Raw genomic sequence first — 21,448 nt, 5'->3', positions numbered from 1 at the left:
ATCGCGTCGCCGCCATCGCCAGCAGGCTCGCTCCCACGGCGGAATGCGTTTCAAGGTGGGAGCAAGCTTGCTCGCGAAAGGGTCACTGCATTCGCCATAAAATCCGGATCAACCCTGTCCCGGCACATTCGGCCAAAGATCCGCCACCAGAAACAATCGTTCGGCTTCCTCCCAGTCGCCCTGGGCGTTTTCCACCAGTCGTACCAGCAACTGCGCCGGGGCCAGCGGCTCCAGATCGCTCAGCCACGCGTCCAGCTGCTCGACGCTCCATGTCTGCTCGGCCGGGTAGTGCGCCGGTGCCAGCCACGCATGGCGGGGCAGGGGTTGCCAGCGGCCAGGCGGACTCTGGGCCGCGAACTCGGCCCAATCCTTTTGGTGCAGCCAGCGACCACGCAAGTGCTGCGGATGCGCCCCTCGGGGTGGCGCCGCTTGCCCCGGCCAGGGATAGAGCAAGTAACCACCGAGCCATAAATGCGCGCTGAACTCGCGGATATCCAGCGCCGCCAGCACTTCGCGGCTTTCCGGGCGCGCGGAAATCGGCAGCTGATGCTGGCACAGGTGCGCCAGTTTGCGGTCCAGCCGATCATGGCAGCCAGGTCCGAGCCATTGCGCGGCATCGTGGCCGTCGCCGTTTTGCGGCCCCAGGTACAGCTTGATTGCCAGCTCCAGGTGATGCACGCCGTCGCGATCACGCAGCAGCATGTCCAGCTCGCCGAGGGTGTGGCCTTCGCGACGGATCGGCATGTTGGCGGCAATCAACTCGATGCCGGGCGCGTGCTGCACGGCAAATTGCCAGAGCCGCTCGTAGTACAGGCCCAGGCGCCGGGTGCGGGCCTGGGCCAGCCAATGCAGCAAGCCATAACTGTCCCGATCCAGTTGTTGCAGCCAGTGTTGCAGGCGTTCCGGCGCCTGTACCCAGTCACTGCCGGCCAGCGGATGGCGCTGCGGCCACGGGGTGTCGCTGAGCATCGGCGGCGCCAGGATGACCCAAGCCAGGTCGCGCACTTCGGGATGGCGCAACTGATGGGGCAACTGCAATAAATCTGGAAATAGGATCATCTTGCGAGCATAGCCCGAAACCGGAAGCCACCTTGAGGCTGAAAGGATTTTGTCTATCCGCGGCTTTCGCCCATAATCGTGCTTTTCGCCGTCGCTGCCCTTCCTTAGGAGCCCCATGGAGCAATTTCGCAATATCGGCATCATCGGTCGCCTGGGCAGTTCTCAGGTGCTGGATACCGTCCGCCGACTGAAACGGTTTCTGCTCGATCGTCACCTGCACGTGATTCTCGAAGACACCATCGCCGAAGTCCTGCCGGGCCATGGCCTGCAGACCTCGTCGCGCAAGATGCTCGGCGAAGTCTGTGACATGGTGATTGTGGTGGGTGGGGATGGCAGCCTGCTGGGCGCGGCCCGTGCGCTGGCCAGGCACAATATTCCGGTACTGGGCATCAACCGGGGCAGCCTGGGTTTCCTGACGGACATTCGCCCCGACGAGCTGGAAATCAAGGTTGCCGAAGTGCTCGACGGCCACTATCTGGTGGAAAACCGCTTTTTGTTACAAGCCGAAGTCCGGCGCCACGCCGAGGCCATCGGTCAGGGCGACGCGCTCAATGACGTGGTGCTGCACCCCGGCAAATCCACACGGATGATCGAATTCGAGCTGTACATCGATGGCCAGTTCGTCTGCAGCCAGAAGGCCGACGGCCTGATCGTCGCCACGCCGACGGGGTCGACGGCCTATGCGCTTTCCGCGGGTGGCCCGATCATGCATCCCAAGCTCGACGCTATTGTGATTGTGCCGATGTACCCCCATACCCTGTCAGGCAGGCCAATCGTGGTCGATGGCAACAGTGAGCTGAAAATCGTCGTGTCCAAGGATATGCAGATTTACCCGCAAGTCTCGTGCGACGGGCAGAACCACTTTACCTGTGCGCCCGGCGACACCATCACCGTCAGCAAGAAAGCCCAGAAGCTGCGGCTGATTCACCCGCTCGACCACAACTATTATGAAGTCTGCCGAACCAAACTCGGCTGGGGCAGCAAGTTGGGGGGTGGAGGCGACTGATGCTCGATCCCGCGCGTAGCTACGACCTGATCGGTGACGTGCATGGTTGCACTCTGACCCTGGAGCACTTGCTCGACCGACTGGGTTACCACAAACAAGCCGGCGTCTGGCGCCACGCTTCGCGCATGGCGGTGTTCGTCGGTGACATCATCGACCGCGGTCCGCGGATTCGCGAGGCGCTGCACATCGTTCACGACATGGTCGAGGCCGGCCAGGCGCTGTGCATCATGGGCAACCACGAGTTCAACGCGTTGGGCTGGTGCACGCCGGCACTCCCTGGCAGCGGCAAGCAGTTCGTGCGCGAACACACCCCGCGCCATGCCCGGTTGCTCCAGGAAACCCTGACCCAGTTCGAGCATCATCCGGCGGACTGGCATGACTTTCAGCAATGGTTCTATGAACTGCCGTTGTTCGTCGATGCCGGGCGTTTCCGGGTGGTGCATGCCTGTTGGGACGCGAGCTTGATCGAACCGTTGCGGGCGCTGTTCCCCAATGGTTGCGTCGATGAACACTTCCTTCAGGCGTCGGCCATGCCGGGTAGCTTCGCCTGCACCGTGTTCGACCGCTTGCTGCGCGGCACCGACATGCGCTTGCCCCATGGTCTGACCATGACCAGCGGCGATGGCCTGACACGCTCGTTCTTCCGTACCAAGTTCTGGGAAGACGATCCGCAAACCTACGGAGACATCGTGTTCCAGCCTGACGCCTTGCCCGACCCGGTGGCTCGCACGCCACTGACGTCAACCGAGAAAAACAACTTGCTGCGCTATGGCATCGACGAACCGTTGCTGTTCGTCGGTCATTACTGGCGCAGCGGCAAACCGGCACCGATTCGTCCGAACCTCGCGTGCCTGGATTACAGCGCCGTGCTCTACGGCAAACTCGTCGCCTATCGTCTGGACCAGGAAACTCGCCTCGATCCGCATAAATTCGTCTGGGTCGACGTCGAGCGCCCGGAGGTACTGCAATGACGAATGTCGCTGTATTGCGACTGCCGCTGGCGGTGGATTTGAGCGGGTTCGTCAAGTTGCTGCAACGCATGCAGGTACCGCATCGGGTCAGTGAGGAAGCGGGCGAGCAAGTGCTGTGGGTGCCGGCGAACATCAGTGAAGACGTCCGGGTGTTGTACGAACGCTATCCGGCGGGTGACCCCGATGAGCAACTGGCCATCCCGGTGGCCCGAACGGTTCGCCGGCCGAGCTTCGCCTCGCAGCTTCGGCATGCAAAAGGCACGGCGCTGATACTGCTGCTCAGCCTGCTCGTCGGTGTCGTGACCTTGCTGGGCGATAACCTCGCCACCATGCGCTGGCTGACCTTCCTCGATTATCACGTCATCGGTGAGTACATCCACTTCGTGCCATTGGCCGACAGCCTGGCGGCGGGGCAGTGGTGGCGCCTGGTGACGCCGATGCTGATCCATTTCGGCATCCTGCACCTGGCCATGAATGGCATGTGGTACTGGGAGCTGGGGCGGCGCATCGAATCGCGCCAGGGCACTGTCAACTTGATCGGTCTGACCTTGCTGTTCAGCCTCGTGTCCAATTTTTCCCAGTTCGTATTCGGCGGCCCGACCCTGTTTGGCGGGTTGTCCGGGGTGCTGTACGGCCTGCTCGGGCATTGCTGGATTTTCCAGATATTGTCGCCGAACGCCGCCTATCGCCTGCCCCGCGGGGTACTGGTGATGATGCTGGTGTGGCTGCTGCTGTGCCTGTCCGGGCTGGTCTCGATGATCGGCTTCGGTGAAATCGCCAACGCGGCCCACGTCGGCGGGTTGCTCGTCGGATGCCTGACCGGTTTGTTGGGTGGTTTGTACAACCGCCGTAAACTGGCCGCCTGAAACAGTTATGTATATAGAGAGCGCGGAGACCCAATGTCCTCTTTTAACGAAATGATCAAAAACATCACCCCGGACATCTACCAGAGCCTGAAACTGGCGGTGGAAATCGGTAAATGGTCTGACGGTGGCAAGCTCACCGCCGAGCAGCGCGAGCTGTCGCTGCAAGCGATGATCGCCTGGGAAATCAAGAACCTGCCTGAAGAAGAACGTACCGGCTACATGGGGCCGCAGGAGTGCAGCTCCAAATCGATTCAAGTGCCCAATATCCTGTTCAAGTCGGATGCCATCCATTGATCGAGATTGGCCGCGGTGCAATCAGTAAAATGTCGGCGCGCCTGGACGGGCCGAACGTGCAGTACGCATTTCGTCTGGGCGACGTCGAGGTACCGGTCAACCCCTTGATCGGCACCACGGTTCGCCTGGAATACCTGGGGGCGATCCACTGCACCCATTGCGGACGCAAGACCAAAACCAGTTTCAGCCAGGGCTACTGCTACCCCTGCATGACCAAACTGGCCCAGTGCGACGTGTGCATCATGAGCCCGGAGCGCTGCCATTACGACGCCGGCACTTGCCGCGAGCCGCAGTGGGGCGAACAGTTCTGCATGACCGATCACATCGTGTACCTGTCGAACTCCTCCGGAGTGAAAGTCGGGATCACCCGCGCCACCCAGTTGCCGACCCGCTGGATCGACCAGGGCGCCAGCCAGGCCTTGCCGATCATGCGCGTGTCGACCCGCCAGCAATCGGGCTTCGTCGAGGACCTGTTCCGCAGTCAGGTGGCGGACAAGACCAACTGGCGCGCGCTGCTCAAGGGTGATGCGGCGCCAGTGAACCTGGCAGAAGTTCGCGACCAGTTGTTCGACAGCTGCGCCGAAGGCCTGCAAGGCTTGCAGCAACGGTTCGGCCTGCAGGCGATTCAGACTGTCGCCGATGTCGAACCGCTCGAAATCCGCTACCCGGTCGAGCAGTATCCGGCCAAGATCGTCAGCTTCAACCTGGACAAGCAGCCCATTGCCGAAGGCACGCTGATGGGGATCAAGGGCCAGTACCTGATCTTCGACACCGGCGTGATCAACATTCGTAAATACACGGCTTATCAGCTCGCCGTGCATCAGTAAGGACTCCAGCATGCGCACCGAACAACCGAAGATGATCTACCTCAAGGACTATCAGGCTCCCGAGTACCTGATCGACGAAACGCACCTGACCTTCGAGTTGTTCGAGGACCACAGCCTGGTCCATGCGCAACTGGTGATGCGCCGTAACCCCGAGCGTGGTCCGGGCCTGCCGCCGCTGGTGCTGGACGGTCAACAACTGGAACTGCTGTCGGTGACGCTGGCCGATCGCGAGCTGGGCATCGCCGATTACCAGTTGACCGAGAATCACCTGACCCTGCACCCGACCAGCACCACCTTCACGGTCGATACCAGCGTCAGGATCCACCCGGAAACCAACACCGCGCTGGAAGGCCTGTACAAGTCCGGCACGATGTTCTGCACCCAGTGCGAGGCCGAAGGCTTCCGCAAGATCACCTATTACCTCGACCGTCCGGACGTGATGAGTACGTTCACCACCACCGTGGTCGCCGAGCAGCACAGCTATCCGGTGTTGCTGTCCAACGGCAACCCGATTGCCTCGGGGCCCGGCGAAGATGGCCGGCACTGGGCGACCTGGGAGGACCCGTTCAAGAAACCGGCATACCTGTTCGCGCTGGTGGCCGGTGATCTGTGGTGTGTCGAAGACACCTTCACCACCATGACCGAGCGCAACGTCGCGCTGCGCATTTACGTCGAGCCGGAAAACATCGACAAATGCCAGCACGCCATGAACAGCCTGAAGAAATCCATGCGCTGGGATGAAGAGGTCTACGGTCGCGAATACGATCTGGACATCTTCATGATCGTCGCCGTGAACGACTTCAACATGGGCGCCATGGAGAACAAGGGCCTCAACATCTTCAACTCCAGCGCCGTGCTGGCCCGGGCCGAAACCGCGACCGACGCCGCGCACCAGCGGGTCGAGGCGATCGTGGCCCACGAATACTTCCACAACTGGTCGGGCAACCGCGTGACCTGCCGCGACTGGTTCCAGTTGTCGCTCAAGGAAGGGTTCACGGTTTTCCGCGATTCGCACTTCTCCGCCGACATGAACTCGGCCACGGTCAAGCGCATTCAGGACGTGGCGTACCTGCGCACGCACCAGTTCGCCGAAGACGCCGGCCCCATGGCCCACGCGGTGCGCCCGGACAGCTTCATCGAAATTTCCAACTTCTACACCCTGACCGTGTACGAAAAGGGTTCGGAAGTGGTCGGGATGATCCACACCTTGCTCGGCGCCGAAGGTTTCCGTAAAGGCAGCGACCTGTACTTCGAACGCCACGACGGTCAGGCCGTGACTTGCGACGACTTCATCAAGGCCATGGAAGATGCCAACGGCGTCGACCTGACCCAGTTCAAACGCTGGTACAGCCAAGCGGGCACCCCACGTCTGGCGGTGAGCGAGTCCTTCGACGCAACGGCCAGGACCTACAGCCTGACCTTCCGCCAGAGCTGCCCGGAAACCCCGGACAAGGTCGAGAAACTGCCGTTTGTGATCCCGGTCGAGCTGGGCCTGCTGGACAGCCAGGGCAACGAAATAGCCTTGCGCCTTCAGGGCGAAGCCAGCGCCCAGGGTACTACCCGGGTTCTTTCCGTGACCGAAGCCGAGCAGACCTTCACCTTCGTCGACATCGCGGAACAACCGCTGCCGTCGCTGCTGCGTGGCTTCTCGGCGCCGGTGAAACTGAGCTTCCCGTACAACCGCGACCAGTTGATGTTCCTGATGCAGCACGACAGCGACGGGTTCAATCGTTGGGATGCCGGCCAGCAACTGTCGGTGCAAGTGCTGCAGGAACTGATTGCCCAGCAGCAGAAGGGTGAAGCGCTGGTACTGGATCAGCGTCTGGTTTCGGCCTTGCGCACCGTGCTGTCCGACGAGTCGCTGGATCAAGCGATGGTCGCGGAAATGCTCTCGCTGCCAAGCGAAGCCTATCTGACCGAAATCAGCGAAGTGGCTGATGTCGAGGCCATTCACATCGCCCGCGAGTTTGCCCGCAAGCAACTGGCCGAAGCGTTGTTCGAAGGCCTGTGGACGCGCTATCAGGCTAACCGCGAGCTGTCGAAGCAAACCCCGTATGTGGCCGAGGCCGAGCATTTCGCCCGCCGTGCGCTGCAGAACATTGCGCTGTCGTACCTGATGCTCAGCGGCAAGCCTGAAGTCCTGGCGGCGACACTGGAGCAGTTCGACACCTGCGATAACATGACCGAGCGTCTGACCGCACTCGCGGTGCTGGTCAACTCGCCGTTCGAAGAGCAGAAGGCCAAGGCACTGGCCAGTTTCGCCGAGCACTTCAAGGACAACCCGCTGGTCATGGATCAGTGGTTCAGTGTCCAGGCCGGCAGTGTGTTGCCGGGCGGCCTGGCGCGGGTCAAGGCGTTGATGCAGCATCCGGCGTTCAACATCAAGAACCCGAACAAGGTGCGGGCACTGGTGGGCGCATTCGCCGGGCAAAACCTGATCAACTTCCATGCGGCCGACGGTTCCGGGTATCGCTTCCTGGCAGACCTGGTGATCGAGTTGAACGGCTTCAACCCGCAGATCGCGTCTCGCCAACTGGCACCGTTGACCCGCTGGCGCAAATACGACAGCGCCCGCCAGGCCTTGATGAAAGGCGAACTGGAGCGCATTCGTGCTTCGGGTCAACTGTCCAGCGACGTGTTCGAAGTGGTCAGCAAAAGCCTGGCGTGATGCCTTGATTGCCGGCGAGCTCGCTTCCACAGGGTTCAGTCTGATCCTTGTGGGAGCCAGCCTGCTGGCGATGGTCGTCAACGATAACGCGTGAAACCTGGAAAAACGCGGCGCACTTGAGTCCATCGTCGGAGCGCCGCCCGGAGCCGGCTCGCGATGATGTCGGCCCAGACATCATCATCCTTCCTGATACCCCCTCATTCACCCGCACCCGTTAGCCCGCCAGTTAACAAAACATAACGTGCCGTCGATTGTCAGCCCTTCAAAAACACCGATAGGATAAGCCAGCTTCCGAAGGGGCTCTGGATTGCGGGTTTCGGGACTATGCTCCGAAATAGCCAATCACAACGAGCACCCTGTCGGCGCCCTGAAAGGTTGAATGACCTAACAATAATAATGGGGGATGGTCTATGAGTGAGCCTGTCATGGGTGTGGGTATCTGCCGCCCGCCGGCATTACGCAAATTCGCGTTGCTGGCCACAGCGCTCTCGCTGTTTGGCTGTGCCGTGGCGTCGGCACCCGTGCTGGCCGCAGACGCGCCGGCATCCGACGTTGTTTATTCCGTTGAATCGGCCAAGGCCAGCAAAAGCCTGATACTCGATGTCGTGCACGCCGGCCCGCGCCTGGTGGCGGTCGGGGATCGCGGGCACATCCTGTATTCCGACGACAAAGGCACGACCTGGGTTCAGGCCAAGGTGCCCACCCGGCAACTGTTGACGTCGGTGTTTTTTGTCGATGACAAGCACGGTTGGGCCGTCGGTCATGACGCGCAGATCCTCGCCAGCGAGGACGGTGGCGTCACCTGGACCAAGCAATTCGAAGATCTCAAACGCGAATCGCCGCTGCTCGATGTCTGGTTCAAGGACGTCAACAGTGGCTTTGCCGTGGGCGCCTACGGGGCGTTGATGGAAACCACCGACGGCGGCAAGCACTGGGAAGACGCCAGCGATCGCCTGGACAACGAAGACCAGTACCACCTCAACGCCATCACGGCGGTCAAGGATGCCGGGCTGTTCATCGTCGGCGAGCAGGGCAGCATGTTCCGCTCCGCCGATTGGGGCCAGACCTGGGAAAAACTCGAAGGCCCGTACCAAGGCTCGCTGTTCGGAGTGCTCGGCACCGCACAGGCCGATACGCTGCTGGCTTACGGGCTGCGCGGCAATCTCTATCGCTCCACCGATTTCGGCAGCACCTGGCAGCAAATCGAACTCAAGGCTGAACGCGGTGACCTGGAGTTCGGTCTGTCCGGCGGCACGCTGCTGGAGGACGGATCGATCGTGATCGTCGGCAACGGTGGCTCGGTGATCAGCAGCAGCGACAACGGCGAGACTTTCAGCGTATTCAATCGTCGGGATCGCATTTCCCTCTCGTCGGTCACTGCCGCCGGGAATGGCAATCTGATTCTGACCGGACAGGGCGGCGTTCACGCCACTTCGCCAAACGGCGCCGAGCTGGGCAAATGAGCCGGGTTAATAATAAGAAGGCGGGGCTATGACTTCCTTGAGCACTCATCATCAGGACAAGGCGACGTTTCTTGAGCGCCTGATTTTCAACAACCGCCCGGCAGTGATCACGATCTGCCTGCTGGTCAGCATCTTCCTGTTCTGGCAGGCGACGCTGATCCGCCCATCCACCAGCTTCGAGAAAATGATCCCGCTCGAGCATCCGTTCATTCAAAAGATGATGGAGCACCGCAACGATCTGGCGAACCTGGGCAACACCGTGCGGATTTCCGTGGAAGCCACCGACGGTGACATCTTCTCCAAGGAATACATGGAGACCCTGCGTCAGATCAACGACGAGGTGTTCTACATCTCCGGCGTCGACCGTTCCGGCCTCAAGTCGCTGTGGAGCCCGAGCGTACGCTGGACCGAAGTGACCGAGGAGGGCTTCGCCGGTGGTGAAGTGATTCCGCAGAGTTACAACGGCTCCCAAGCCAGTCTCGACTTGCTGCGCAACAACGTGCTCAAGTCCGGACAGGTCGGGCGCCTGGTGTCCAACGACTTCAAGTCGAGCATCGTCGACATCCCGCTGCTGGAGGCCTACCCGGACCCGCAGGACCAGGGCAAGTTGCTGGCGCTGGACTACCGCAAGTTTTCCCACGAACTCGAAGACAAGATCCGTAACAAGTTCGAGGCGCAGAACCCCCACATCAAGATCCACATCGTCGGCTTCGCCAAGAAAGTGGGTGACCTGATCGATGGCCTAGTGATGGTGGTGATGTTCTTCGGCATCGCCTTCGTCATCACGCTGATCCTGCTGTACTGGTTCACCAACTGCATGCGCAGTACGGTGGCCGTGTTGAGTACGACGCTGGTGGCGGTGGTCTGGCAGCTCGGGTTGATGCACTTCTTCGGCTTCGGGCTTGATCCCTACTCGATGCTGGTGCCGTTCCTGATCTTCGCCATTGGTATTTCCCATGGCGTACAGAAGATCAACGGCATTGCCCTGCAATCCAGCGATGCGGACAACGCCCTGACTGCTGCGCGCCGCACCTTCCGCCAACTGTTCCTGCCGGGGATGATCGCGATCCTCGCGGATGCGGTGGGGTTCATCACGTTGCTGATCATCGACATTGGCGTGATCCGCGAGCTGGCCATTGGCGCGTCGATCGGCGTGGCGGTGATCGTGTTCACCAACCTGATCCTGCTGCCGGTGGCGATCTCCTACGTCGGCATCAGCAAGCGCGCTGTGGAACGCAGCAAGAAGGATGCTCACCGCGAACACCCGTTCTGGCGTCTGCTGGCCAATTTTGCCAGCGCCAAAGTCGCGCCGGTGTCCGTCCTGCTGGCACTGGTCGCCTTCGGTGGCGGCCTCTGGTACAGCCAGAACCTGAAAATCGGTGACCTCGACCAGGGTGCGCCGGAGCTGCGTCCGGACTCGCGTTACAACAAGGATAACAACTTCATCATCAGCAACTACTCCACCAGCTCCGATGTGTTGGTGGTGATGGTCAAGACCAAGGCGGAAGGCTGCTCGCGCTACGAAGCCATGGCACCGATCGACGAACTGATGTGGAAGATGCAGAACACCGAGGGCGTGCAGTCGGCGATTTCCCTGGTGACTGTGTCCAAGCAGATGATCAAGGGCATGAACGAGGGCAACCTGAAGTGGGAAACCCTGTCGCGCAACCCTGACGTGCTGAACAACTCCATTGCCCGGGCCGATGGTCTGTACAACAACAGTTGCTCCCTGGCGCCGGTGCTGGTGTTCCTCAACGATCACAAGGCCGAGACCCTGAATCGCGCCGTGCATGCAGTGCAGGAATTTGCCAAGGCAAACAACAAGGATGGCCTGGAATTCATTCTCGCCGCCGGTAACGCCGGTATCGAGGCGGCCACCAACGAGGTGATCAAGGAATCCGAGCTGACCATCCTGATCCTGGTCTACGTCTGCGTGGCGACCATGTGCATGATCACCTTCCGTTCCTGGGCGGCGACCTTGTGCATCGTGCTGCCGCTGGTGCTGACATCGGTGCTCGGTAACGCCCTGATGGCCTTCATGGGCATCGGCGTGAAAGTCGCGACCCTGCCGGTCGTGGCGCTCGGGGTGGGGATTGGCGTGGACTACGGCATCTACATCTACAGCCGCCTGGAAAGCTTCCTGCGTGCCGGCCTGCCGCTGCAAGAGGCGTACTACCAGACACTGAAGTCCACCGGTAAGGCCGTACTGTTCACCGGCCTGTGCCTGGCCATCGGCGTGTGCACCTGGATCTTCTCGGCCATCAAGTTCCAGGCCGACATGGGTCTGATGCTGACCTTCATGCTGCTCTGGAACATGTTCGGCGCACTCTGGCTGCTGCCAGCGCTGGCACGCTTCCTGATCAAGCCGGAGAAACTGGCGGGGCAGAAGGGCAATTCGTTGTTCGCTCACTGACCCACGTTGAAATGAAAAAGCCGCAACCCTGGTTGCGGCTTTTTTGTTTCTCAAATTCCACCTCAGATCCTGTGGGAGCCGGCTTGCCAACGCCTACAGAGCCCGATGGTCGTCAGTGCCAAGCACCACATTCAACGCGTTACGCGCATCGTCGAGTTGTACCAGGGTCGCATGTCGGGCACCCAGCGCATCGCGATTTTCGATAGCGGTCAAAATCGCCTTGTGCCGTGGCAGCGCCAGTTCATGCAGGTTGGGCCGCTGGTTCGAGTGCTTCAGCGCTTCGGCAATGGCCACGGAGAGCATGTTGCACAGGTTGGCCAGCAAGTCGTTGTGGGTTGCGTCGGCGATGCGGCTGTGGAAGTCCAGGTCCGGTTGCAACAGCGCTTCCGGCGTCGGCGCGGCTTCCATGCGTTGGTAGGCCTCACCGATGGACGCGATATCGGCCTCCGTGGCGAATTGCGCGGCCAGTGCGGCGGCGGCCGGTTCGATGATGCTGCGCACGCTGGTCAGCAGGTCGAAGAACTGGTTCTGCGGACTGCTTTGCATCAGCCAGTGCAGCACATCCGGATCAAGCATGTGCCAGTCTTTGCGCGGTTTGACCACGGTGCCGACCCGTGGACGGGAATACACCAGGCCTTTGGCGACCAGCACCCGAGTGGCTTCGCGCAACACCGGCCGGCTGACGGCATATTCCTCGCACAACAGGGCTTCGGCGGGCAGTTTGTCATCGGGCTTGAAGCGTCCGGAGACGATCTGCATGCCCAGTTCCTGGACGATGCGCGAATGCATGCTTTTGCGGTCGGAGGGTTTGCGGTAGTCCATGGGGAACGGCGCGGTCCTGTGCGATGGAGGTGCCGGGCATGATAACAGGCGCGGCGGGTGACGGTCGCTAGAGTGGCGTATAGCGACTGTAGGAGCGAGCCTGCTCGCGATGGACTTGAAAGCGACGCGTGCTTTCAGACAGCACGCGTGATCGTTCACGTCCATCGCGAGCAGGCTCGCTCCTACAGGGATGGCGGGGTTAGTGGGAGTGACGTGGCACTTCAGCCCCACGGCAGCCGACGAGGAAATCGAAGTCGCAACCCTGATCCGCCTGCAAGACATGGTCGATGTACAGCTGGCGATAACCACCCACCAACAATTGCTGAGGCGGTTGCAGGTCCGCCATGCGTGCGGCCAGTTCAGCGTCCGGGATGTCCAGGTGCAGGCGGCCGCTGGCGCAATCGAGTTCGATCCAGTCGCCTTCCTTCACTGCTGCCAAGGGGCCGCCCGCAGCCGCTTCCGGCGCTACGTGCAGGACAACGGTGCCATACGCGGTGCCGCTCATGCGTGCATCGGAAATACGCACCATATCGGTCACGCCCTGGGCCAGCAGCTTGGCCGGCAGGCCCATGTTGCCGACCTCGGCCATGCCCGGATAACCCTTGGGTCCGCAGTTTTTCATGACCAGGATCGAATTGGCGTCGACGTCCAGCTCCGGGTCGTTGATCCGCGCCTTGTACATGTCGAAGTTCTCGAACACCACCGCACGTCCGCGATGTTGCATCAATTGCGGTGTGGCCGCAGAAGGCTTGAGGACCGCGCCGAGGGGCGCCAGGTTGCCGCGCAACACGCAGATGCCGCCATCGGCGCGAATCGGGTTGTCGAGGGTGCGGATCACTTCATCTTCACCGTAGATCGGCGCGTCCTTGGTGTTCTCGCCGATGGACTTGCCGTTGACGGTCAAGGCGTTTGGGTTCGGGATCAGATTGGCCTCGCCGAGACGGCGCAGCACCGCCGGCAAACCACCGGCGTAGTAGAACTCTTCCATCAGGAAGCGCCCGGAGGGCTGCAGGTCGACGATGGTCGGCATGCCGCGCCCGATGCGGGTCCAGTCGTCGAGATCCAGTTCCACGCCGATGCGGCCGGCAATGGCTTTGAGGTGAATCACGGCGTTGGTCGAACCGCCAATGGCGGCGTTGACGCGAATGGCGTTTTCGAAGGCTTCCCTGGTCAGGATCTTCGACAGTTTCAGGTCCTCGCGGACCATTTCCACAGCGCGCATGCCGGACATGTGCGCCAGGACATAACGCCGCGCATCGACCGCTGGAATCGCCGCGTTGTGGGGCAGGGAAGTGCCGAGGGCTTCCGCCATGCAGGCCATGGTCGAGGCGGTGCCCATGGTGTTGCAGGTGCCGGCCGAGCGGGACATGCCGCCCTCGGCCGCCAGGAAGTCGTCGATGGTGATGGTACCGGCCTTGACCTGTTCGCTGAGCTGCCAGACCACGGTGCCCGAGCCAATGTCCTTGCCCTTGTGCTTGCCGTTGAGCATCGGCCCGCCGGTGACGACGATGGCCGGCACGTCGCAACTGGCCGCGCCCATCAACAGCGCCGGGGTGGTTTTGTCGCAGCCGGTCAGCAGCACCACGCCGTCAATCGGGTTGCCGCGTATGGCTTCTTCCACGTCCATGCTCGCCAGGTTGCGGGTGAGCATGGCGGTGGGGCGCAGGTTCGATTCGCCGTTGGAGAACACCGGGAATTCCACGGGAAAGCCACCGGCCTCGATCACTCCGCGTTTGACGTGCTCGGCAATCTGGCGGAAATGCGCGTTACACGGAGTCAGTTCCGACCAGGTGTTGCAGATGCCGATGATCGGCTTGCCATGGAACTGGTGGTCGGCGATGCCCTGATTCTTCATCCAGCTGCGGTACATGAAGCCGTTCTTGTCGGCCGTGCCAAACCATTGGGCGGAGCGCAGGGTGGGTTTCTTATCAGACATGATCGATTCTCTTATTGTATGACTATATTGTTCAAGCTTGCGGCTAACATAAGCTCAAATTGGCCTGTTTGGAAGTGTTGTTGAGTAAATAGTATTACTATATAGTCGATTTCAACGGAGGGATGACCCTGACGGTTTTCCGTGAGAGGCGTCTCCCGAGGTTCTATAAAAACAACAATCGGAGACCGATCTCATGAGCCAGGAACTGCGGCTTATTCGCCGCATCACGCTGAAACTGATTCCCTTCCTGATCCTGCTGTACCTGATCGCCTATGTGGATCGCTCCGCCGTGGGCTTCGCCAAATTGCACATGGGCGCCGACATCGGCCTGGGCGATGCGGCTTACGGAATGGGCGCCGGGCTGTTCTTCATTGGTTACTTCCTGCTGGAAATCCCCAGCAACCTGATGCTCGACCGCTTCGGTGCGCGGCGCTGGTTCGCGCGGATCATGATCACCTGGGGCGCCATCACCATTGGCATGGCCTTCGTCCAGGGGCCGAACAGCTTCTATGTGATGCGTTTCCTGCTCGGTGCGGCCGAAGCCGGGTTCTTCCCGGGCGTTCTCTACTACATCACCCAGTGGTTCCCGGTTCGCCATCGCGGCAAGATCCTCGGGCTGTTCATCCTGTCCCAACCCATCGCGATGATGATCACCGGCCCGGTGTCCGGCGGTTTGCTCGGCATGGACGGCGTGCTCGGACTGCATGGCTGGCAATGGCTGTTCATCGTCATTGGCACCCCGGCGATCCTGCTGACCTGGCCGGTGTTGCGTTACCTGCCCGATGGCCCGCAACAGGTGAAATGGATGGACCCGTCTGAAAAGGACTGGCTGACCGGCGAGCTGAAAAAAGACGTGGAACAGTATGGCCAGACCCGCCATGGCAACCCGTTGCACGCCCTCAAGGACAAGCGCGTGTTGCTGCTGGCGCTGTTCTACCTGCCGGTGACGCTGAGCATTTATGGCCTGGGCCTGTGGCTGCCGACGCTGATCAAACAGTTTGGCGGCAGTGACCTGGTGACCGGTTTCGTGTCCTCGGTGCCCTACATTTTCGGGATCATCGGCTTGCTGATCATCCCGCGCAGTTCCGACCGTCTGAACGATCGCTACGGCCACCTCGCGGTGCTTTACGTATTGGGTGCCATCGGCTTGTTCTTCAGCGCCTGGCTGTCGGTGCCGGTGCTGCAACTGGCGGCGCTTTGCCTGGTGGCATTTGCGCTGTTTTCCTGCACGGCGATTTTCTGGACCTTGCCCGGCCGCTTCTTCGCTGGCGCCAGTGCAGCAGCGGGAATTGCCCTGATCAACTCGGTGGGCAACCTCGGCGGCTACATCGGCCCGTTCGTGATCGGGGCGCTCAAGGAATACACCGGCAACCTGGCCTCGGGTTTGTACTTCCTGTCCGGCGTCATGCTGTTCGGCCTGGTGCTGACCGGCGTGGTCTACCGCCTGCTGGAACGCAAGCATGTACTGCCGGCCGACGAATTTGCCGCCAGTGCGCGTGGGGCAACCCGCACCTGACCCGTAACTGCAAATCACCACTATCCCTGTGGGAGTCAGGTGTGCCCACGTTCTGTGTTTACAGGAGAGATTTCATGCGTTTGGTTCAATTCGAATTGGGAAACGGCGAGCGCCGGGTAGGCGTCGTCGAGCAAGGGATGGTGCGCGAGGTACAGGATGCGCGCACGGTTCGTGACCTGGCACTGGCGGCGATCGAAGCCGGGGTCAACCTTGAGCAGCAAGTTCAAAGCCTCGGGCTGGGGATCAGCCATGACTACGCTGAACTGCTGGCACAATTGCGTATCCTGCCGCCGCTGGATCATCCGGACCCCGCGCACATGCTGGTCAGCGGCACCGGTCTGACGCATCTGGGCAGCGCTTCGGCCCGGGACAAAATGCACCAGCAGGCCGGTGACGAAGCGGCGATGACCGACACCATGCGCATCTTCAAGTGGGGCGTGGAGGGCGGCAAGCCCGCGGCGGGTCAGGCCGGCGTGCAACCCGAGTGGTTCTACAAGGGCGACGGCAGCATTGTCGTGCGTCCGGGCCAGCCATTCCCGTTGCCGCCGTTCGCCGAAGACGCCGGGGAAGAACCTGAAATCAGCGGCCTGTACGTCATCGGTCACGATGGCAAACCCTATCGCCTCGGTTTTGCCGTGGGCAACGAGTTCTCCGACCACGTGATGGAACGCAAGAACTACCTGTACCTGGCCCACTCGAAATTGCGCAGTTGCAGCTACGGGCCGGAACTGCGAGTCGGCGAACTGCCGCAGCATCTGGCCGGTACCAGCCGCATCCTGCGGGACGGTGAAGTGCTGTGGCAGAACGAGTTCCTCAGTGGCGAGGCGAACATGTGCCACAGCCTGGCCAACCTGGAATTTCACCATTTCAAGTACAGCCAGTTTCTGCGGCCGGGGGATGTGCACATTCATTTCTTCGGCACCGCGACCCTGTCATTCGCCGATGGCGTGCGCACCCGTCCCGGTGATGTGTTCGAAATCAGTCAGGCCGAGTTCGGCGCGCCATTGATCAATGGCATCTCGCCGGTCGAAGCGGCATTCGAACCCGGCTCCGTCGGCACCTTGTGAGGAGTTACCCATGACCCGGATTCTTGGCCACAACTTCATCGGCGGCCAGCGCAGCGCGTTGGGCACCGTCAAACTGCAGAGTGTCGACGCCGAAACGGGCGAGGCACTGCCCCACGATTTCTTCCAGGCCACACCGGCAGAAGTCGAGGCTGCCGCCAAGGTGGCGGCAGCGGCATACCCGGCTTATCGCCGCTTGAGCGCCGAGCGCCGCGCGCAGTTTCTTGAGGCCATCGCTGATGAACTCGATGCCCTGGGTGACGCGTTCGTGACGCTGGTTTGCCGTGAAACCGCGCTGCCAGCGGCACGGATTATCGGCGAGCGTGGCCGCACCAGTGGCCAGATGCGTTTGTTCGCCCAGGTGCTGCGGCGCGGCGACTTCTACGGTGCGCGCATCGACCAGGCGCTGCCTGAACGCCAGCCGTTGCCGCGCCCCGATCTGCGCCAGTACCGTATCGGCCTGGGGCCGGTGGCGGTGTTCGGTGCCAGCAATTTTCCCCTGGCGTTTTCCACGGCGGGCGGCGATACCGCCTCGGCACTGGCCGCCGGTTGCCCGGTGGTGTTCAAGGCGCACAGTGGACACATGGCCACGGCCGAGCAGGTGGCCGATGCAATCATCCGCGCGGCGGAAAAAACCGCGATGCCGGCCGGTGTGTTCAACATGATCTATGGCGGTGGCGTCGGCGAGGCACTGGTCAAGCATCCGGCGATTCAAGCGGTGGGCTTCACCGGTTCGCTCAAGGGGGGCAGGGCGCTGTGCGACATGGCGGCGGCGCGTGCGCAACCGATACCAGTGTTCGCCGAGATGTCGAGCATCAACCCGGTGATCGTGCTGCCACAGGCGTTGCAAGTTCGCACGGAAGCCATCGCCCGTGGCCTGACGTCTTCGGTGGTGCAGGGTTGCGGCCAGTTCTGCACCAACCCGGGCCTGGTGATTGGCATTCGTTCGCCGCAGTTCACGGCGTTCCTGCAATTGCTGACGGACTTGATGGCCGATCAACCGGCGCAAACCATGCTCAACGCCGGAACCCTGGGCAGTTATGGCAAGGGCCTGCAAAAGCTTTTCGATCATCCGGGCATCGAGCACCTGGCGGGCAATCCGCAACAAGGTCATCAGGCGCAGCCGCAACTGTTCAAGGCTGATGTCAGCTTGCTGATCAATGGCGACGAGGTGCTGCAAGAGGAAGTGTTTGGCCCGACCACTGTGGTGGTGGAAGTGGCTGATCAGGCACAACTGCACGCGGCCTTGAATGGGCTGCACGGTCAGTTGACCGCGACCATCATGGGCGATCAGGCGGACTTTGAGCAGTTCGGCGAGCTCACGGACTTGCTGGAGCAGAATGTCGGACGAATCCTGCTCAACGGCTATCCGACCGGTGTCGAGGTGTGCGAATCGATGGTGCATGGCGGGCCGTATCCGGCGACTTCGGACGCTCGTGGCACGTCGGTCGGGACCCTGGCCATCGACCGCTTTTTGCGTCCGGTGTGCTTCCAGAACTACCCGGACAGCCTGCTGCCGGACGCGCTGAAAAACGCCAATCCGCTGGGCATTCAGCGCCTGGTGAATGGCAAGCCGTCACGCGACGCGATCTAACCGCTGGTTGCAGTCCCCATGGGAGCGGCAAATCCGCTCCCATGGTTTGTGTGGAACAGTCAGCAAACGCATGAGCTATCATTGCGTCTTTCCCTTCCAAAGATTGATTGCCATGACTGCCGTAACCGACACCCTGCTCAACGTCCTCGAACACTGCGGTATGGTGGAAATCGACGGGCTGCATGCCTTCGAATTCTCCCTCGATGAAGAGGACAACCTGCATATCGAATGCATGGACGGTCGAGCGGCCAGGCACTGGGCGTTCACCCCGGCGCAAATCCAGGCCGCGACCTTCGACAGCACATTGCAAAGCTGGTTGATCACCGGTGATTCTGGCGAGCATCGCTTGGTATGCCTCGGCGACGTCATCGGCGGTGACAACGATGACGATGATGAAGACGATGAAAATGAGGATGCGTAACTTCTGGCCCTTGTTAATGGCTGGCAGCATCGGCGCGATGAGCGTTCAGGCGGCCATTGCCGACGACTATCAACTGCTCGTGGGTTCGTACACCGCTGGCCAGAGCCAGGGCATCTATCGGCTGAATTTCAACAGCGCCACCGGACAGATCGACGCCAAACCCCTGCAAGTGATCAAGAGCGAAAATCCCTCCTGGCTGACCCTGTCAAAGGATCAGCGCTATCTGTTCGTGGTCAACGAAAACGGTCCCGGCCAGCGCGATCCGGTGGGGCGTGTCAGCAGCTATGCGATCGCCCCCAAGACCCATGAGCTGAGCCTGATCAATCAGGTGCAGAGCCTGGGCAACGAGCCGACTCATTCGAGTCTCAGCGCTGACGCCAGTCATCTGTTTGTCAGCAATTACTCGGTGGCCGAAGATCCGGGTGGCACCCTGGCGGTATTGCCAGTCAGTGCTGACGGTGCGCTCAAACCGGTTGTGCAGATGAGCGGTCATCCGGCCAGTCGGGTCAATCCCGAGCGGCAGATGTCGTCGCATGTGCATTCGACGGTCTCGTCGCCGGACGGCCGTTACGTGTTCTCCAATGACCTGGGCGCGGACAGGGTCTTTGCCTATCGCTTCGATCCCAAGGCCAACCCCGACCTGCCGTTGACCCCGGCCAACCCTGCGTTCGTCCAGTTGCCTGCCGGCAGCGGGCCACGGCATTTGCTGTTCAGCGCCGATGGCAAACACGCCTGGCTGACCATGGAGATGAGTGCACAGGTGGCGGTGTTCGATTACCGGGACGGCTCGCTGGTGCAGACGCAGATGGTCGATCTGGCGGCTGGCCAACCGGTGTCGGACAAGGCTGTCGCCGCGTTACATGCCTCGGCGGACGGCAAATTCCTTTACGTCAGCAACCGTGGCACGGCCAATCAGTTGCTGGTGTTCGCCATCGACCCTGCTACCGGCCACCTCAAGGAATTGCAGCGTCGCTCCGTAGAGGGTGACCACCCGCGTGAGTTCAGCCTCGATCCCAGTGGCAAATTTGTGTTGATCGCCAACCAGAAAAGCAACGGGATTGTCGTCGTCGAGCGCGATGCCAAGACCGGTTTGCTGGGCAAAACCGTGCAGAAATTGCCGATGGACGCCCCGAGCGATCTCAAGTTTTTGCTGCGACAATAGGCCGCAGGCCCTGGTCCATGGGGCCTGCGTTGTTCTATCAATGAGGCTGATATCTGGTACTGCTGCAAAGCATTTCAAGGCATCGACCCTTGAAGGTTAAGTTTGCTTCACGGCCCCACCGGGCAAGCAAGCCAACTGACTTCGAGGAATACCGCCATGAACTTCAATCTCTTCTCCGTAATCGCCGCTTCCGCCATCTCTGCTTCCGTTGCCCTGCCAGCCAGTGCCAACGTTGAAATCAGCGAGAAAAAAACCCACACCCAGAGCTACACCCAGAAATACCTGCAGCAGAGCGCTAACTTCTACGCCGCGCTGGACCACAAAGCCCAACACTGAAAGCAACATCCTGCCCTCTTTATGCAGGAGCGAAGTCACTGGCCAATCGACCGTTCACCGATCGAAAGGCGCTGAAGTGATGTCGCTCCTGCATAACGCATTTACGACAGCATCAAATAGCCATTAATCTTCTGCTTGATATCATTCGGCCATGCGTTTAAATTTGACGCTGATTTTTTGACTCCTTCCCAGGAAAAGGATCGACAAGATGGCGATGCGTCTGGCTGTGGTGCTGCTATTCCTCTATTCCACTCCGATTTTATCCGCCGTAGAGCCTGTTTCTGGCGAGCCTGACGCTGCCCGCGAACGCTTGATGAGTTTTATTGAAGACTGAAATAGTCTGCTTCAATGATCAACGAAGCTGATAGTTGCTATAGACCGGACTCGTTGGTTATCCGCGCTTTTTTGATCGATCCTGTGGACATTGAAACATGCCCACGGAGAACATCATGGCCCGCGCAATTATCACTTCTGCCAAACATGGCGCCTATGTGGCTATCGGTCTTTACCTGGTCATGGTGCTGGTTGTCAGCCTTTCGCCGCAGTCGCAACGATCCTACGAAGCGCCGATTCAAGTCGCACATCCTGGCATCCAGTTTGAGCACCGCGCGCACAACGCGATGGTCGACCGGGCTGATCTCGCGGGAGTCGGCGGCGCATGAAAGGTCACAGACTCTGGGTCATTGCCTTCCTGGCGTTCATGACCAACGGCGCGTCGCTGTTGGGGATCGGCCAGGGCTCGGCGGGCTCGGTGGCCCGGTCCATAGAGGCCAACCACAACATTGCCCGTAACATCGAAACCGCCAAGGCGTTGGGCTTGCTGGCCGGCAACCCGCCGATCAAGCCTGAAGGCGGTTTTTTCGGGCCGTTCCAGGTTGATTGCTCGGCCATAGGGATGTGTGAGGTTTTGGCCTGAATCACCACGATCCCTGTGTGCGAGCCTGCTCGCGATGGTCGTGAACGATGACGCTGAGAACCTGACACCGCGCAGCGCTCTCAGGTTTTTCGCGAGCAGGCTCGCTCCTACAGG

At 60.9% G+C, this 21,448-nt stretch carries 20 protein-coding genes and 1 pseudogene; 18 read left to right on the top strand and 3 right to left on the bottom strand.

Annotated features, from left to right (window positions below; genetic code table 11):
- Positions 1-108: 108 nt before the first annotated feature.
- Positions 109-1,059, bottom strand: coding sequence for a DUF1853 family protein (locus JQF37_RS13280; protein ID WP_130211370.1), 951 nt, complete (start codon positions 1,057-1,059; stop codon positions 109-111).
- A gap of 115 nt (positions 1,060-1,174) precedes the next feature.
- On the opposite strand from JQF37_RS13280, the gene JQF37_RS13275 reads away from it, so the two are divergent.
- The 8 genes from JQF37_RS13275 to JQF37_RS13240 all read left to right on the top strand — a co-directional run bounded on the left by JQF37_RS13275 (position 1,175) and on the right by JQF37_RS13240 (position 11,567).
- On the top strand, positions 1,175-2,065 hold the full coding sequence (locus JQF37_RS13275) for an NAD(+) kinase (RefSeq protein WP_047528343.1): 891 nt from the start codon (positions 1,175-1,177) through the stop codon (positions 2,063-2,065).
- Positions 2,065-3,036 (top strand): metallophosphoesterase, encoded by a 972-nt coding sequence (locus JQF37_RS13270; protein WP_047528345.1) that lies wholly within the window; start codon positions 2,065-2,067, stop codon positions 3,034-3,036. Before JQF37_RS13275 ends, JQF37_RS13270 begins: the two co-directional genes overlap by 1 nt.
- On the top strand, positions 3,033-3,902 hold the full coding sequence (locus tag JQF37_RS13265; protein ID WP_130211371.1) for a rhomboid family intramembrane serine protease: 870 nt from the start codon (positions 3,033-3,035) through the stop codon (positions 3,900-3,902). Before JQF37_RS13270 ends, JQF37_RS13265 begins: the two co-directional genes overlap by 4 nt.
- A gap of 33 nt (positions 3,903-3,935) precedes the next feature.
- Positions 3,936-4,196, top strand: a complete 261-nt coding sequence (locus JQF37_RS13260; RefSeq protein WP_020799300.1) for a DUF1315 family protein — start codon at positions 3,936-3,938, stop codon at positions 4,194-4,196.
- Positions 4,193-5,023 (top strand): DUF2797 domain-containing protein, encoded by an 831-nt coding sequence (locus tag JQF37_RS13255; RefSeq protein WP_130211372.1) that lies wholly within the window; start codon positions 4,193-4,195, stop codon positions 5,021-5,023. Before JQF37_RS13260 ends, JQF37_RS13255 begins: the two co-directional genes overlap by 4 nt.
- A 10-nt stretch (positions 5,024-5,033) precedes the next feature.
- Positions 5,034-7,691 (top strand): aminopeptidase N, encoded by a 2,658-nt coding sequence (gene pepN / locus JQF37_RS13250; RefSeq protein WP_130211373.1) that lies wholly within the window; start codon positions 5,034-5,036, stop codon positions 7,689-7,691.
- 410 nt (positions 7,692-8,101) lie between these two features.
- Positions 8,102-9,154, top strand: a complete 1,053-nt coding sequence (locus JQF37_RS13245) for a YCF48-related protein (RefSeq protein ID WP_130211374.1) — start codon at positions 8,102-8,104, stop codon at positions 9,152-9,154.
- A 28-nt stretch (positions 9,155-9,182) separates the two neighbouring features.
- Positions 9,183-11,567 (top strand): RND family transporter, encoded by a 2,385-nt coding sequence (locus JQF37_RS13240; RefSeq protein ID WP_130211375.1) that lies wholly within the window; start codon positions 9,183-9,185, stop codon positions 11,565-11,567.
- A gap of 93 nt (positions 11,568-11,660) precedes the next feature.
- Here the strand turns inward: JQF37_RS13240 and JQF37_RS13235 are convergent, their stop codons facing one another.
- Together JQF37_RS13235 and JQF37_RS13230 are read right to left on the bottom strand one after the other, a co-directional pair.
- Positions 11,661-12,389 (bottom strand): FadR/GntR family transcriptional regulator, encoded by a 729-nt coding sequence (locus JQF37_RS13235; RefSeq protein ID WP_130211376.1) that lies wholly within the window; start codon positions 12,387-12,389, stop codon positions 11,661-11,663.
- Positions 12,390-12,588: 199 nt separating this feature from the next.
- Positions 12,589-14,325 (bottom strand): IlvD/Edd family dehydratase, encoded by a 1,737-nt coding sequence (locus tag JQF37_RS13230; protein WP_130206294.1) that lies wholly within the window; start codon positions 14,323-14,325, stop codon positions 12,589-12,591.
- 193 nt (positions 14,326-14,518) lie between these two features.
- On the opposite strand from JQF37_RS13230, the gene JQF37_RS13225 reads away from it, so the two are divergent.
- The 10 genes and pseudogenes from JQF37_RS13225 to JQF37_RS31370 form a co-directional block, all read left to right on the top strand.
- Positions 14,519-15,841, top strand: a complete 1,323-nt coding sequence (locus tag JQF37_RS13225; RefSeq protein WP_130206292.1) for an MFS transporter — start codon at positions 14,519-14,521, stop codon at positions 15,839-15,841.
- A gap of 74 nt (positions 15,842-15,915) precedes the next feature.
- Positions 15,916-16,908 carry an AraD1 family protein gene (araD1, locus tag JQF37_RS13220; protein ID WP_130206290.1) on the top strand — a complete coding sequence of 331 codons (993 nt, stop codon included), beginning with the start codon at positions 15,916-15,918 and terminating at the stop codon, positions 16,906-16,908.
- 10 nt (positions 16,909-16,918) lie between these two features.
- Positions 16,919-18,499, top strand: a complete 1,581-nt coding sequence (locus JQF37_RS13215; protein ID WP_130206288.1) for an aldehyde dehydrogenase (NADP(+)) — start codon at positions 16,919-16,921, stop codon at positions 18,497-18,499.
- Positions 18,500-18,569: 70 nt separating this feature from the next.
- Entirely contained in the window at positions 18,570-18,920 is a 351-nt protein-coding gene (locus JQF37_RS13210) for a DUF5629 family protein (RefSeq protein WP_130206285.1), read from the top strand.
- The gene (locus JQF37_RS13205; RefSeq protein ID WP_130206283.1) at positions 18,913-20,082 is read left to right on the top strand and encodes a lactonase family protein; all 1,170 of its coding nucleotides are present in this window, start codon (positions 18,913-18,915) and stop codon (positions 20,080-20,082) included. The genes JQF37_RS13210 and JQF37_RS13205 overlap by 8 nt, the downstream gene beginning before the upstream one ends.
- Positions 20,083-20,238: 156 nt before the next feature.
- Positions 20,239-20,418 (top strand): hypothetical protein, encoded by a 180-nt coding sequence (locus JQF37_RS13200; protein ID WP_130206281.1) that lies wholly within the window; start codon positions 20,239-20,241, stop codon positions 20,416-20,418.
- Positions 20,419-20,626: 208 nt separating this feature from the next.
- Positions 20,627-20,752: a hypothetical protein gene (locus JQF37_RS31710; RefSeq protein ID WP_262984240.1), complete on the top strand. Its 126-nt coding sequence runs from the start codon at positions 20,627-20,629 to the stop codon at positions 20,750-20,752.
- Between the two features lie 115 nt (positions 20,753-20,867).
- The gene (locus tag JQF37_RS13195) at positions 20,868-21,080 is read left to right on the top strand and encodes a hypothetical protein (RefSeq protein ID WP_130206279.1); all 213 of its coding nucleotides are present in this window, start codon (positions 20,868-20,870) and stop codon (positions 21,078-21,080) included.
- Positions 21,077-21,334 (top strand): hypothetical protein, encoded by a 258-nt coding sequence (locus tag JQF37_RS13190; protein WP_130206277.1) that lies wholly within the window; start codon positions 21,077-21,079, stop codon positions 21,332-21,334. Before JQF37_RS13195 ends, JQF37_RS13190 begins: the two co-directional genes overlap by 4 nt.
- 34 nt (positions 21,335-21,368) lie before the next feature.
- Positions 21,369-21,446, top strand: a pseudogene (locus JQF37_RS31370) (outer membrane lipoprotein carrier protein LolA); the annotation flags it as partial.
- Positions 21,447-21,448 lie beyond the last annotated feature (2 nt).

Origin of the sequence: Pseudomonas sp. MIL9, assembly GCF_016887925.1 — a bacterium.
In the GTDB taxonomy this organism is placed as follows: Bacteria; Pseudomonadota; Gammaproteobacteria; order Pseudomonadales; family Pseudomonadaceae; genus Aquipseudomonas; species Aquipseudomonas mohnii.
Note: the sequence above shows the minus strand (reverse complement) of the source record. Positions and strands in the feature narration are given on the sequence as shown.

What these genes read in the sequence shown, in the direction of transcription:
- JQF37_RS13280 (WP_130211370.1), bottom strand. Translation starts at nt 1,059, where the DNA reads ATGATCCTATTTCCAGATTTATTGCAGTTGCCCCATCAGTTGCGCCAT.
- JQF37_RS13275 (WP_047528343.1), top strand. Translation starts at nt 1,175, where the DNA reads ATGGAGCAATTTCGCAATATCGGCATCATCGGTCGCCTGGGCAGTTCT.
- JQF37_RS13270 (WP_047528345.1), top strand. Translation starts at nt 2,065, where the DNA reads ATGCTCGATCCCGCGCGTAGCTACGACCTGATCGGTGACGTGCATGGT.
- JQF37_RS13265 (WP_130211371.1), top strand. Translation starts at nt 3,033, where the DNA reads ATGACGAATGTCGCTGTATTGCGACTGCCGCTGGCGGTGGATTTGAGC.
- JQF37_RS13260 (WP_020799300.1), top strand. Translation starts at nt 3,936, where the DNA reads ATGTCCTCTTTTAACGAAATGATCAAAAACATCACCCCGGACATCTAC.
- pepN (WP_130211373.1), top strand. Translation starts at nt 5,034, where the DNA reads ATGCGCACCGAACAACCGAAGATGATCTACCTCAAGGACTATCAGGCT.
- JQF37_RS13245 (WP_130211374.1), top strand. Translation starts at nt 8,102, where the DNA reads ATGAGTGAGCCTGTCATGGGTGTGGGTATCTGCCGCCCGCCGGCATTA.
- JQF37_RS13240 (WP_130211375.1), top strand. Translation starts at nt 9,183, where the DNA reads ATGACTTCCTTGAGCACTCATCATCAGGACAAGGCGACGTTTCTTGAG.
- JQF37_RS13235 (WP_130211376.1), bottom strand. Translation starts at nt 12,389, where the DNA reads ATGGACTACCGCAAACCCTCCGACCGCAAAAGCATGCATTCGCGCATC.
- JQF37_RS13230 (WP_130206294.1), bottom strand. Translation starts at nt 14,325, where the DNA reads ATGTCTGATAAGAAACCCACCCTGCGCTCCGCCCAATGGTTTGGCACG.
- JQF37_RS13225 (WP_130206292.1), top strand. Translation starts at nt 14,519, where the DNA reads ATGAGCCAGGAACTGCGGCTTATTCGCCGCATCACGCTGAAACTGATT.
- araD1 (WP_130206290.1), top strand. Translation starts at nt 15,916, where the DNA reads ATGCGTTTGGTTCAATTCGAATTGGGAAACGGCGAGCGCCGGGTAGGC.
- JQF37_RS13215 (WP_130206288.1), top strand. Translation starts at nt 16,919, where the DNA reads ATGACCCGGATTCTTGGCCACAACTTCATCGGCGGCCAGCGCAGCGCG.
- JQF37_RS13210 (WP_130206285.1), top strand. Translation starts at nt 18,570, where the DNA reads ATGAGCTATCATTGCGTCTTTCCCTTCCAAAGATTGATTGCCATGACT.
- JQF37_RS13205 (WP_130206283.1), top strand. Translation starts at nt 18,913, where the DNA reads ATGCGTAACTTCTGGCCCTTGTTAATGGCTGGCAGCATCGGCGCGATG.
- JQF37_RS13200 (WP_130206281.1), top strand. Translation starts at nt 20,239, where the DNA reads ATGAACTTCAATCTCTTCTCCGTAATCGCCGCTTCCGCCATCTCTGCT.
- JQF37_RS31710 (WP_262984240.1), top strand. Translation starts at nt 20,627, where the DNA reads ATGGCGATGCGTCTGGCTGTGGTGCTGCTATTCCTCTATTCCACTCCG.
- JQF37_RS13195 (WP_130206279.1), top strand. Translation starts at nt 20,868, where the DNA reads ATGGCCCGCGCAATTATCACTTCTGCCAAACATGGCGCCTATGTGGCT.
- JQF37_RS13190 (WP_130206277.1), top strand. Translation starts at nt 21,077, where the DNA reads ATGAAAGGTCACAGACTCTGGGTCATTGCCTTCCTGGCGTTCATGACC.